Annotated in this window: 9 protein-coding genes; 7 read left to right on the forward strand and 2 right to left on the reverse strand. The window is 65.1% G+C overall.

All coding sequences use genetic code 11. The annotated features are described in order from the left end of the window. Window positions 1–82 precede the first annotated feature (82 nt). Window positions 83–577 (forward strand): hypothetical protein, encoded by a 495-nt coding sequence (locus ACQR2C_RS28320; RefSeq protein ID WP_316218551.1) that lies wholly within the window; start codon window positions 83–85, stop codon window positions 575–577. 172 nt (window positions 578–749) lie between these two features. On the opposite strand, the gene ACQR2C_RS28325 is transcribed toward ACQR2C_RS28320, so the two are convergent. After that, on the reverse strand, window positions 750–3,107 hold the full coding sequence (locus ACQR2C_RS28325; RefSeq protein WP_316183365.1) for an efflux RND transporter permease subunit: 2,358 nt from the start codon (window positions 3,105–3,107) through the stop codon (window positions 750–752). Window positions 3,108–3,487: 380 nt separating this feature from the next. Beyond that, window positions 3,488–5,074 carry a B12-binding domain-containing radical SAM protein gene (locus ACQR2C_RS28330; RefSeq protein WP_316183364.1) on the reverse strand — a complete coding sequence of 529 codons (1,587 nt, stop codon included), beginning with the start codon at window positions 5,072–5,074 and terminating at the stop codon, window positions 3,488–3,490. A gap of 583 nt (window positions 5,075–5,657) precedes the next feature. Between ACQR2C_RS28330 and ACQR2C_RS28335 the strand changes: the two genes are divergently transcribed. The 6 genes from ACQR2C_RS28335 to ACQR2C_RS28360 all read left to right on the forward strand — a co-directional run bounded on the left by ACQR2C_RS28335 (window position 5,658) and on the right by ACQR2C_RS28360 (window position 11,815). Beyond that, window positions 5,658–7,394, forward strand: coding sequence for a methyl-accepting chemotaxis protein (locus ACQR2C_RS28335; protein ID WP_316183363.1), 1,737 nt, complete (start codon window positions 5,658–5,660; stop codon window positions 7,392–7,394). A 91-nt stretch (window positions 7,395–7,485) separates the two neighbouring features. Next, a complete protein-coding gene (gene folE / locus ACQR2C_RS28340) occupies window positions 7,486–8,106 on the forward strand; it encodes a GTP cyclohydrolase I FolE (protein WP_315714899.1) in 621 nt (206 codons plus the stop codon). A 205-nt stretch (window positions 8,107–8,311) separates the two neighbouring features. Further along, complete coding sequence (locus ACQR2C_RS28345; protein WP_315772520.1) at window positions 8,312–8,857, forward strand: sigma-70 family RNA polymerase sigma factor; 546 nt, start codon at window positions 8,312–8,314, stop codon at window positions 8,855–8,857. Continuing rightward, window positions 8,854–9,504: a ChrR family anti-sigma-E factor gene (locus ACQR2C_RS28350; RefSeq protein ID WP_316183362.1), complete on the forward strand. Its 651-nt coding sequence runs from the start codon at window positions 8,854–8,856 to the stop codon at window positions 9,502–9,504. The genes ACQR2C_RS28345 and ACQR2C_RS28350 overlap by 4 nt, the downstream gene beginning before the upstream one ends. Window positions 9,505–9,667: 163 nt before the next feature. Next, window positions 9,668–10,258 carry an RNA polymerase sigma factor gene (locus ACQR2C_RS28355; protein WP_316183361.1) on the forward strand — a complete coding sequence of 197 codons (591 nt, stop codon included), beginning with the start codon at window positions 9,668–9,670 and terminating at the stop codon, window positions 10,256–10,258. 30 nt (window positions 10,259–10,288) lie between these two features. Further along, window positions 10,289–11,815, forward strand: coding sequence for a cryptochrome/photolyase family protein (locus ACQR2C_RS28360; protein ID WP_316183360.1), 1,527 nt, complete (start codon window positions 10,289–10,291; stop codon window positions 11,813–11,815). Window positions 11,816–11,857: the final 42 nt, after the last annotated feature.

The raw sequence follows: 11,857 nt of genomic DNA on the forward strand, positions 1-11,857 counted from the left end.
CTAACCTTCGGCGAGAACACCAAGTGTTCGAAGCGGCAGCATACGCCGACACAGCGGTGTCATTTTGGATGGGAAACTCGATATGAAACTGTTCGGCTCACCTTTCTCTGGGCGCGTCGTCAAGGCCGCCGGTCTCGGAGCGGCACTGTTCGTGGCGGCGACCGCAGTTCAGGCTCAGTCGGGCCCGTTCGCCGGCTTCGACGGCTCATGGGCCGGCAACGGCACGGTCGCGCTGTCCGACGGCACCACCGAGCGCATCCGCTGCAAGGCCAGCTACAAGGTGGCCGGCGCCAATCTCAAGCAGAGCCTGCAATGCGCCAGCGACAGCTACAAGTTCCTGCTGACCAGCGACGTCACCAGCCAGGGTGACCGCATCTCCGGCAATTGGAGCGAATCGAGCCGCAACGTGAACGGCGAACTGCAGGGCACCGCCGGCAACGGCCAGATCGACGTGTTCGTGCAGGCCGCCGGTTTCGCCGCCAGCATCAACCTGAGGACCAGCGGCAACAAGCAGGTCGTGCAGATCTCCTCCAAGGGCGAGATCCGCGGCGTCAACATCACGATGTCGAAGACCTGATCGGCTCTGTCAGTCTCTGAACACGCAAACGGCCCTGACGATGTCAGGGCCGTTTTGTTTTGCTGTGCCTCAGCAGCAACCCTCGACCCGCCTTAAACAACCGCTGTCATCGCCCGGCTTGACCAGCCGGGCGATGACAGTTGCTGGCTGGGCTTAAACCAATTCCCTCGCCTCAAAGCGGCTTGCGCTTGAGCTTCTGCGACAGGTTGATCAGGAACATCGCGGTCGGGCGGAGGATGAAGAGGTCGGCGAACAGCGCCGCCACCATCGAGAACGCGCTGAGCCAACCGAACAGCCGCAGCGACGGCAGATCCGAGAACACGGTGACGACCAGGCCGCAGGCCAGCACCACGGTGGTGAGGATCAGCGCCGGTCCGACCAGCACGGTGGCCCGCTCCACAGCGACTGCGGCACTGACGCCGGGCGCGCTCTCCATCCGCAGCCGGTTCAGGAAGTGGATGGTGGCCGACAGGCCGAGGCCAAAGGAGACCGTGAGCGCGACCACGCTGGCGAATTGCAGCCCCTCCCCCATGGCCCACAGCACGGTGCCTGACATCACGACAGGGAAAATGCCGGGCAGGATGCAGGCGAGCATGACGACCCAGGACCGGAAGGCCAGCCCGATGAACATGGCCACCAGCGCGAACTCGATCGTCAGCCCATGGTTGAGCTTTTCGATCATGCCGGCCGAGTTGCGCGCGGCGATGGCGGCGAGACCGGTGACGGCGATTTCATAGCCGGGATGCTTCTTTCTCACCGCGTCGAGCTCGTGGTCGAGCTTGTCGACCACCGGCAGCAGCTGGCTGGAGTCGACATCCGGCACACGGCCGGCGACCACCACCGCATCCTGCTCCTTGTCGATGAAGCGGCGCACCAGATGCTCGGGGATCAGATTGACGTATTCCTGCAGGGTCGCGGTATCCGACGAGCCGGCCTTCTCGGCCAGCCAGCGCCGGAGCGTCTCGACCGACCAGACGTTGCCGACACCCGCGGTCTTCTCGACCGTGGCATGGACGTCGGCGATGGTCTGCAGGGTCTCCGGGGCATAGAGCGAGGCGCCCTTCGGAAACTGGATGAGCACGTTGACCGGATTGGCGCCGGTCAGCTTGGCATCGAGCCGGTTGCTCGCCGCAACCGCCTGCTGCTTGTCCGGCACCTGGTCGGCGAGGCGATAGCGCGGCTCCAGGGTCGAATACACCACCGCGAGCGAGCCGACGAACAGCACCGCGATCAGGCTGAACAGGCCGGGACGGCCGACCATGCGCACCGCGATCCAGTAGCAGAAATTGCGCAGCGCCTGGACGCCGGCGTCGGCGCCCTGGAATTTGACCGCGAACGTCTTCTCGTTGCGGACCAGCAGCACGCCGAACACCGGCACCAGCGACAGCACCGCGACCAGCGCGATGATGGTGGCGGCGAGCCCCGCCTCGCCGAACTTGCGGATCAGGTCGCTGTCGGAGAACTGCAGGGCGATGAAGGAAATGCCGGCGGTGGCGTGGGTCAGGACGCAAGCCGGGCCGACGACCAGCACGGCGTTCTTGAACGCCGTCACCTTGTCCTGCCCCGCGATCAGGCGGTCGCGAGCGGCGAAGGTGAGCTGCATCGAATCGGAGAAGCTGATGACCATGATGAGCGGCGTCATCACGTTCAGGAACATGTTGAGATTGAAATTGGCCCACCCGAGCGCGCCGAGCGCGAGCATGATCGCGATCAGCGGCGGAAACGCCGCCGCGATCATGAACGAGACCTTGCGGAAGAAGATGATGGCGATGACGCAGCCGGCGAGAATGCCGAGAATGTTGTAGGTCAGCCCGTCACGCTCCACCGCGTTGCGGATCTCGAGCTGCATGACCGGCACGCCGGAAAGCTGGACATTCAGGCCGGTGTCGCCGAGGTCCTCCGCCATCAGCTTCCGGATGTCGCCCACCACCTTCCCGAGATCGTTCGAGGCGACCACCTTGGGCTCGAGCGACAGCACGATCAGGGCCAGCGTGCCGTCCTCCGACAACAGCTTGCCACGGATGATCTCGTTGGACTTCACCGTTTCGATGAACTTGTCGTAGGCCTCGCCCTCCGGCAGATCCGACGGAAACAGCGCGGCCGGCAGCTTGCCGGGCGCCGGCGCCTGACGGGCCGAGAACAGCGACACCAGGCCCCGGGTGCCCTCGACCAGTTGCAGGTCGGTCACGAAGTCACGAAGCTTCTCGAGGTTTTGGCGGGCCAGCAGGGTCTTGCCCTCGACCACGACGAGGACGTCGAATTCCTCGGCCGGGAACTTCTTCGTCACCTCCTCGTACTGGTGGAATTCCTTGCTGTCGGAGCGAAACAGCTGGCTGAGCGAATCGTCGATCTGGATGCGCTTGATGCCGAACACCGCCGCCACGATGAGAACGAGCAGGACGACGCAGGAGAAGATCGGCGCCTTGACCGCGAGGAGGCCGAGCCGCTCGATGCCAAAGGCGATGCTGTCGGCCGGCCGGTGCTCGACCTTCTCGACATGGACTTCGTTGTCGTGCCTGACTTCCAGCATGCGGTGTCCAGTGGTTGGGGCGCGGCCCAATTCGGAAGGCCTGAGCGCATAGGGCAGAAATAAGGCCGCTCAGCGAAGCAGAGATGACCGCATTGTGGCCCGCAGCCGAAGCTAATCCTTGAAAACACGTGAAAATTCGTCGAGGCGGTCTAGCAGGGTTCACTCCCCGGCCGCAACCATGCGCGGCCACACAAGACGGCGAGCCGCGACGGCTTCCGATCACGCCACGATTCTGCCGTGCTTGAAAAGAGGTGGACGGCCCCGACGGACGCGGGGCTCGAAACCTGAACGACTCAAGGACCGGTATCCGACTGAGCCGTCCTTGCCGGAGCAGGCCGCGGCGCCGGCGAGCGCCCCGCTGCCCTGCCCCGGCGAGGCCATCACCCCGCAGGAAGGGCGGCCTCGCGCAGCCGGATCGAGTAGTTCGACGCGTTCTGATGCCCGCGCGAGGCGGCGCGCGCAAACATGATGAGGTGATGCGCGATCAGCGTCACGGCGATGAAATTCTCGATCTCGCCGCGCTTGAGCTGGCTCCAGGCAAAGCGCCAGAACGGCCGCTTGTAGTCGCCGAGCACGCCCACCTTCCAGAAGATCTTGCCCATCATGACCAGGCCGCGCCTGACGTTCGGCCAGCTCTTCATCTCGTCGCTGACCGGCACCTCGATGCGGTTGGCGTAGGTGGTGTCGCATTGGTGCTTGTAGCGCGCGAACAGCCGCTCCGGCTCATAGGCCACCTCCATGCAGCGCCGCCACGCCGTGACCACCTCGTCATAGGGCATCAGGAATTTCACGTTGGAGTCGCGACCGTCGTCGTGGACCAGCCTGCCCTCGCGCTCGAGGCGATCCCACAGGGGCGTCTTCGGGAGCGCCTGCAGCAGATTGATCGTGAGCAGCGGGATCCGGCTCTCCTCGACGAACTGCAGCAGCGCGTCCGCGGTCTGCGGCGTGTCGGTGTCCAGCCCCATGATGATACCGGAGACGACCTCCATGCCGTAGCTGTTGATGGTCCTGATCCCCTCCAGGATCGGCACCATCATGTTGTGATCCTTCTGCATGGCCGTCAGCGCATCCGGATCGGGCGTCTCGATGCCGCAGAAGATGGTGATGAAATAGGCCTCGCGCATCTTCTCCAGGATCTCGGGCCGCTTGGCGATGTTGAGCGTGGCCTCGCAGGCGAGCCGCATCACATAGCCGGTGCGCTTCTGCCATTCGATCAGATGCGGCAGCAGCTCCGTCGCGGCTTTGCGGTTGCCGATGAAATTGTCGTCGACGAAATAGACCGAGCCGGTGACGCCGCATTCCCTGAGCTTGTCGAGCTCGGCGATGATCTGCTGCGGCGACTTGATGCGCGGGTTGCGCCCATAGAGGCCGGGGATGTCGCAGAACTCGCATTGATAGGGACAGCCGCTGGAATACTGGATACTGCCGAGAAAGTACTTCTTCACCTCGGCGAGCTCATAGGCCGGCACCGGGAAATCGGTCATCGCCACCCGCTCGCTGGTCCGCAGCACGACCTGCTGCGCAGGCCGTGACGGATCCCGCGCCAGCCGCGCGATCAGCTCGTCGGTCGCATCGCCAAGCTCGCCGACATGCAGATAGTCGAAGCTCGGATAGTAGTCCGGGCAGGCGCTGACCGAAGGGCCGCCGAGCGCGACCGGCAGGTCGAACGCGTGCGCCCGCTGGCAGATGTCGTTCATCTGCTGACGCTGGATGTGCATGCCGCTGACGAACACCGCTTCGGCCCAGGAGAAATCCTCGTCCCGCGCCGGGCGGATGTTCTCGTCGATGAAGCGCACCTGCCAGGAGCTTGGAAGATAGGCCGCGATCAGCAGCAGCCCCTGCGGCGGCATGAAGGCCTGGATGCCGTCGGTGAGCGGATAGGCATGCTCGAAGGTTCCGAACGACGAGGTGTAGCGCGGAAACACACAGAGAATGCGACGTACCGTTTCGATGCCCTCGAATCTCATCGACTGCCCCTCGCGACAACCCGCTAACTGGTTACCTTACGGCCGAAGACAAGGCTTCGCCACCCCTTCCGGAAAAGTTGAGGTGCGATCGAGTTTTCCGCTCCTGTCGCAAGGCGCGACGTCCCCGCCGCGTGCCCGATGCTCACGCTGCCAGGCATGATCAGACGCGACCTGATGAGGCGACCTGATCCAATGTATCGCAATACGGATGGCGGAATGCGACGGGCGATCCAAGGTTCCAATCAGATGGATCATCGATCGGTCGAGCGCGACGACCGCTCCCGCCTGTCTCCGATCGGCGACCAATTGCTGAGCGCGCGTGCGCGCGGTCACTGGTTTGCAATGCATTTGCAAGGGAACGAGGGGCCTCGAAAGGGCGCATGCCCTCCGTAGTCAACCGGACGCCCCGGCGCGCGCCCCTGCTGCGGAGCACCAACTAATCGATTGAAACGCCAAGCAAAGTACGCTGTGGTTGTATAATACTGACGGTGTCCACTTAACGCTTTCTCCATGAAGGTTTTGCATAACTATTAACAATCAAGCGCCTCCTCCGTCGCAGCAAAAACTCGCGGTGTCTCACCTCATGACCTCACGCCCGACGTCAACGAAGACGGCCACGCGCCGATCCATCGCAGTCAAGCTCTATGCAATCTTCGCGTTGTTTGCGCTATTGACCGCCGCAATCACCTGGCTGTCCGACTACAACTCGCGGCGGGCCACGGAGCTCATCAAAGCCATCGAGACGGCCAATCTCGCCGCTCACAACGTTCAGCTGGTCAACGGCCTCGTCTATGCCGTCGTGATGGAGTCGCGTGGCGTCTACATGTCGACAGATCCGGCCGTCGTGAAGCAATACGGCAACGGCTTGCTCAAATTCAACGCCGAGATTCTGAAGGTCGTCGACAAGTGGCAGGCGATCGTACAGGCCGACGACGCCCAGCAATTCGCAACGTTCAAGAAGCGGATCGAGCAATTCGTCGAATTCCGCGCCGAACTGGTCCGCCGCGCCAATGAAATCAGCCCGGCTGCGGGACGCGAGTGGGGCGACAACGACGCCAATCGCTCCGTGCGCAAGGCGCTCAACACGGACCTCGAAGCGCTGTCCAAAGTCTATGTCGAGCGCGGAGGAAAGATCGCCGAGAAAGCGGCGCTGAACAACAAGCTCTCGCTCATGCTGACAGGCCTTGGCGGCTTGATGTTGGTTCTGGTCGCAGCCGGCGTGGTGATCATCGCTCGCTCGATCGCTCGGCCGCTGTCTCAGATCACCGAGACGATCCGCCAGGTCGCCACCGGCGCCGAGAACGTCGAGGTGCCGTATGCCGGGCGCGCCGACGAGGTCGGCGAGCTGGCCCGCGCCATCGGCGTGTTCCAGCAGGCGATGGCCCACAACCGCGACCTCAATGTCCAGGTCTCGCAGGACTCCGAAATCCGCGAAGCCCGGGCCCGCCACATCGAAACCGCGGTCGAGGAATTTCGCACCGCAATCGGCAGCGTGATGCGGACCGTCACCGAGAACGCCGCCGCGATGCGCGCCACCGCCGAGGCGATCACACGGCTGACGGCGGACGCCAACGAGCGCGCGGTCACCGCAGCCGGCGCGACGTCGCAGGCCTCGACCAACGTTTCCGCCGTCGCGAGCGCCGCCGAGGAGTTGTCGACGTCCGTCGAGGAGATCGGCCGGCAGATCCGGCAGTCGGCCGGCGCCGTCGAGCAGACCGGCCAACGCACCGAGAAGTCGGTCACGGAGATCGAGGGCCTTGCCGCCGCCACCCAGCGCATCGACGGCGTATTGACCCTGATCCAGACCATCGCCGAGCAGACCAACCTCCTCGCTCTGAATGCGACCATCGAGGCCGCCCGCGCCGGCGAGGCCGGCCGCGGCTTTGCCGTCGTCGCTCACGAGGTCAAGGCGCTGGCCGGGCAGACGGCCAAGGCGACCGAGGAGATCAGCCAGAACGTCGGCCTGATCCAGGCCTCGACCAAGACCGCGGTCGACGCGGTCCGCGAGATCGGCCAGGCGGTCCGCGGCATCAACGAGATCACCTCGAACATCTCCAATGCCATCCAGCAGCAGGACCAGGCGACGCGGGAGATCTCGACCAACGCGCAGTCGACCGCCCAGGGCAACCAGACGCTGGTCATGAACATCGGCTCGCTCCGCGACGCCATCAGTGAGACCTCGACGGCCGCCGCCTCCGTCCTGTCGGCGTCCGGCGACCTCAACGCGACCGCGCAGACGCTCGCCAACGAGGTCGAGAAGTTCTTTCAGAACCTGCGCTCGGGTCCGTCCGCGGAGATGCGGCTGCGCAAGGCGAGCTGACCGGGGCGAGCCCTCGGTTGCGGAAATCGCCCCCCGCAAGACGTGATCCGTTCCGACACCGGAACCGTTTCTTGGTTTTTGGAGAGCCGTCGTGCGCCAGACAGCCAAGAAACTTCCGTTCGCCTGCGACCCGGTCGCGGTCACCCAGGATGACGTCGAGGACGCCATCCGCACCATCCTGACCTGGATCGGCGAGGATCCGTCACGCGAGGGTCTCTCCGAGACCCCGGCCCGCGTGGCGCGGGCCTACAAGAGCTATTTTTCCGGCTATGAGCAGAACCCCGAGGAGTATCTGCGCAAGACGTTCGAGGAGACGGCCGGCTACGACGAGATGGTGCTGTTGCGGAACATCCCGTTCCAGAGCCATTGCGAGCACCACATGGCGCCCATCATCGGCCGCGCCTGGGTCGGCTACGTGCCGCGCAACCGCGTGGTCGGGATTTCCAAGCTCGCCCGGGTCGTCGAGGCCTATGCCAGCCGGCTGCAGATCCAGGAGCGCATGACCGCCGAGATCGCCAACATCATCGACGAGGTGCTGCAGCCGCAGGGCGTGGCGGTCGTGATCAAGGCAGCCCATCACTGCATCAGCTCGCGCGGCGTCAAGAAGCACGGCGTCGATCTCACCACAAGCCGCATGCTCGGCTGCTTCCGCACCGACCCGATGAGCCGCCAGGAGTTCCTGGCGATGGTCAATTCCGACCTGAAGGATTGAAGGGGCCGGAAAATCCTCCGCCCGCTGTGATCCAGCCGTCCATGTTCCACGTTATCCAGGGTCAAGCAGCGTGCCGGGGACCATGACCACGCGACTGAGAGCGACTGGATTAGCGCAATGGAACGTGGCATCGTCCCGGCATCGATTTGCACGGGCCTTCAGTGCCCGTACCAGGGTGAATGTGAGCAGAGGGCCGAAGGCGACTGTGGACTGGGCTGAATTGATCGGACGCGTCGCCGCGCGCGGCGATCGCGAGGCATTCAAGGCCCTGTTTGCGCATTTTGCGCCCCGCATCAAAGGTTTCCTCATCAAGACCGGCTGCAACGCCGACGACGCTGAGGAAATCGCCCAATCCACCATGGTGGCGGTGTGGACGAAGGCGGGGCAATTCGATCCGTCGACGGCCGGCGCGGCCGCCTGGATCTTCACGATCGCGCGCAACCAGCGGATCGACGCCGCGCGCAAGGCTGCCCGCGACAGCCGGCTGAGCAGAGAAGTGGGGCGGGACGAGGAAGCCGATCCGACGCCCGCGGCCGACCAGATCGTCTCGCGTGTCGAAGATGCCACACGGGTGGCGGCCGCGATCGAAAGATTGTCGGTGGAGCAATCCACCGTGATCCGCCTGTCGTTCGTTGAAGAACGACCGCATTCGGAAATCGCGGCGGTGCTCGGCCTGCCGCTGGGTACGGTAAAGTCACGAATCAGATTGGCGATGAATCGCCTGAGAGACCTGTTGGACGACGCGACATGACGATCAGCCACCACCCGCCGGAAGACCTGCTGGCCGACTTCGCCACTGGTGCGCTCGACGAGGCCGAGCGGCTGGTCGTCGGTGTCCATGTCGCCGATTGCGGCCGATGCCAGCGCTTCGTCCGCGCCATCGAGCAGCTCGCCGGCGCCTCGCTGGATGCGGCCGAGCCGATCGCGACGGGCGCGGATGCGTTCGATGCCGTGATGGCACGCATCGATCGACGCCCGCAGGCGGCGCCACAGGTGAGCGAGGTCGCCGAGCACGATCCCGAGCTCGCCGACCTCCCCGAGATGGTCAGGCGCTGCAAGATCGGCAAGCGCCGGCGCGTGGCACCCGGCATCAGCATGCGCCCGATCCTGCTGCCTGGCACCGGAAAATCCCGCGCCTTTCTTCTGCGCTCGGAGCCCGGCGCACGGATGCTGGAGCATACGCATTCCGGCAATGAGCTGACCTGCGTGCTGAAGGGTAGCTTCAGCCATCTCGGCGGCTATTACGGACCCGGCGACTTCGACTATGGCGACGACGAGGTCGACCATCGTCCGGTGGTCGGTGACGAGGGCCCCTGCCTCTGCCTCGTCGCCATGACCGGCGACCTGCGCATGCACGGCCTGCTCGGCCGCCTGATCAGCCCGTTCGTCCGGCTCTGAGTCTTGCGACGCATCGTTAGCGAGCCGGCGTGACGCGCTCCGGAGGAGCGTGATCGCCTGGATGATTCGCCAGTTGCCTCCACGCGACCTCGGCTGCACGCTGGCGGTGATCCGCATCAGGCTCTGACCCGTTTTCTCTGGAGGAAGCGCATGGAGGAGACAGATGCGATCAGCGAGCGCGGATCAGAAGGCTTACGTCGCGCATCTCAGCGGGCTTCTCGCCCGTGCCGGACGCAACGACGAGCAGGCCTTTGCCGAGCTGCATGCTGCAACGATCGTGAAGATGCGGAAGACCGTGCGCGCTTTGCTGCCGTCCGCGGCAGATATCGACGACATCCTGCAGGACGGCTACCTGAAGGTCTGGCGGCATGCCGCGAGCTTCGACCCGGCGCGCGCCTCGCCCATCACCTGGATGTGCACCATCATGCGCAACACCGCGATCGATGCGCTGCGCGCCACCGGCGTGCCGACCTCGGAGCTCGATGAGGCGCTGGCGATCCCTGATCCCGCCGACAGCGACGACAAGTTCGACTACGCGCTGGCGGAACCGATCGCCCGCGAGGCGCTCGAGCGGCTGCCGGAGGAGCGCCGACGGCTGCTGGCGCTCGCCTATCTCGAGGGCGAAAGCCGGACGCGGCTGTCGGAACGGTTCGGCGTGCCGGTCGGCACCATCAAGACCTGGCTGCATCGCAGCCTGCTCACGGTGCGCAAGGATTGTCTCGGCCAGGCCCACGCGGTTACCGTGGCGGCCTGATCGTCGGCATGGCGCGATGACCAACGTATCATGATCAGGACACGTCCCGTCAGACATCTCGTCGTCGTGCTGGGCGACCAGCTCGATGCGGACTCGGCGGCCTTCGACGGCTTCGACCCGGAGCAGGATGCCGTGCTGCAGATGGAGGTCACCGACGAGGCGAGCTACGTGCCGCAGCACAAGATGCGCATCGCCTATTTCTTCGCGGCGATGCGCTACTTCCGCGCCGATCTCGAGGGCCGCGGCCGTACCGTCCACTATGTCCGGCTCGATGATCCCGCCAACACCGGCACGCTCGACAGCGAGATTGCGCGGCATCAGGCCGCGCTGCAGCCGGCGGCGACGATCGTGCTGGAGCCCGGCGACTTTCGCGTGCGCGAGGGCTTGCGCAAGCTGCCGCAGCGGATCGACATCCGCGCCGACCGCCACTTCCTGTGCACGGCGGACGAGTTCGACGCCTTCACCGAGCGCCATCCCCGGCCGATCATGGAGACGTTCTATCGCGCGATGCGGCGCAAGACCGGCATCCTGATCGACGACAGCGGCCGCCCGGTCGGCGGCAGCTGGAATTTCGACGCTGAGAACCGCAAGGGTTTCGGCAGGAGCCGCCCGCCCATTCCCGTGCCCCGATCCTATGCGCCCGACCCGATCACGCGCGACGTGCTCAAGCTGGTCGCGGCGCGCTTCTCCAACAGTCCCGGCAAGCTCGACCGCTTCGACCTGCCGGTGTCGCGCGTCGACGCGCTGACGGAGCTGTCGGACTTCGTCACCTGGCGCCTGTCTTTGTTCGGCACCTATCAGGACGCGATGCTGAGCGACGAGCCGTTCCTGTATCACTCGCGGCTGTCGGGCGCGCTGAACCTGCACATGCTGAACCCGCGCGAGGTGGTCGCGGCCGCGCTCGAAAGCCGCAACGCGCCGCTGAACGCACTCGAAGGCTTCGTCCGCCAGATCATCGGCTGGCGGGAATTCGTGCGCGGCATCTATTGGCAGCGCATGCCTCACTACGCCGATGAGAACGCGCTCGACGCCAGCCTTCCGATGCCGCGCTTCTACTGGACCGGCGAGACCGAGATGCGCTGCCTGGCGCAGGCGATCGGCCACACCATCGACCATGCCTATGCACATCACATCGAGCGGCTGATGGTGCTCGGCCTGTTCGCGATGCTGCTCGGCGTCCGGCCCTACGACGTGCACCTCTGGCACATGTCGATGTTCCACGACGCCATCGACTGGGTGTCGCTGCCCAACACGCTCGGCATGAGCCAGCATGGCGACGGCGGCGTGGTCGGCACCAAGCCCTATGCGGCCTCGGGCCACTACATCGACCGCATGAGCGACCATTGCCGCAACTGCCGCTACGATCCGAAGCAGGCGACCGGCGACAGGGCCTGCCCGTTCACGACGCTGTATTGGAGCTTCCTCGCCAAGCACCGCCGCCGCTTCGCCAATAATGGTCGCATGCGCAACCAGTACGTCAATCTCGAGCGCCGCAGCGCGGCGGAGATCCGCGCCATTCGCAGCCACGCCGACGCGATCGCGTCAGCCCTGGTGTAATCCGGCGTTCGCCGGTCTGAACAGCGCTCACGGCTTGCTGGC

The organism is Bradyrhizobium sp. HKCCYLRH3061 (assembly GCF_051168015.1).
In the GTDB taxonomy this organism is placed as follows: domain Bacteria; phylum Pseudomonadota; class Alphaproteobacteria; order Rhizobiales; family Xanthobacteraceae; genus Bradyrhizobium.